The 820-nt window shown below is 70.4% G+C and carries 2 protein-coding genes; one reads left to right on the top strand and one right to left on the bottom strand.

Annotation, left to right across the window (positions count from 1 at the left end; all coding sequences use genetic code 11):
* On the bottom strand, positions 1-264 hold a 264-nt coding region (locus tag CCN44_RS41605; protein WP_158103231.1), incomplete at its 3' end, for a GatB/YqeY domain-containing protein.
* Between the two features lie 93 nt (positions 265-357).
* Here CCN44_RS41605 and CCN44_RS41600 point away from each other — a divergent pair.
* A partial coding sequence (locus CCN44_RS41600) for a metallophosphoesterase (protein ID WP_414820559.1) occupies positions 358-820 on the top strand: 463 nt, incomplete at its 3' end.

Here is an 820-nt window from a genome sequence, read left to right as displayed (position 1 = left end):
CTCGCCCTCCGCCTTCTCGCGCTCCGCCTGCTCGGCCCGGCCACCCTGCGCGAAGGCGTCCGCGGCCTCCCGGCGCTTCTTCGCCTCGCGGGTGATCACCTTGAGCACCTCGTCGTCCGACAGCTGCCGCTTCTCCTTGCCCGCGACCTCCTCCTTGGTGATCGCGGCGAGCGTCAGCCGGAGCGTCGAGGAGCGCAGCTCGTCGCGCTCCTTGATCGCGGCGTTGAGGTCGTCCTGCAGCTTCGACTTGAGCGTGGTGGTCATGGCCCGATTGTCGCAGGTGTACGCCCGGCCCCGCCCGCCCATTTAATCGGCGGCCGGTCTCACCGCGTCCAACCGGTCTGACACGATGGGCACATGCGCGCGCGATACGGAATCCCCCTGGGAATCGTGGCGGCCGGGGCCGCCGGCCTGGTCTATGCGGCGGGCTTCGAGGCCCGTTCCTTCCGCCTCCGGCGGGTCACCGTCCCCGTCCTGCCCCCGGGCATGCGCCCGCTGCGTGTGCTGCAGGTCTCCGACATCCACATGGTGAGCGGTCAGCGCAAGAAGCAGCGCTGGCTGCAGTCGCTGGCCGGGCTGCGTCCCGACTTCGTGATCAACACGGGCGACAACCTGTCGGACCCCGAGGGCGTCCCCGAGGTCATGGACGCGCTGGGTCCGCTGATGGAGTTCCCGGGCGCGTACGTCTTCGGGTCCAACGACTACTACGGCCCCAAGCTCCGCAACCCCGCCCGCTACCTGATGGAGAAGGCGAGCGGACGGCACGGTCTGAACGGCAACCCGCCGGCGGTGGGCGCGATCCACAACCCGTGGGAGGACC

It is taken from the genome of Streptomyces tricolor (assembly GCF_002155905.1).
Taxonomy (GTDB): domain Bacteria; phylum Actinomycetota; class Actinomycetes; order Streptomycetales; family Streptomycetaceae; genus Streptomyces; species Streptomyces tricolor.
This window is presented reverse-complemented; position numbering and strand designations above follow the sequence as displayed.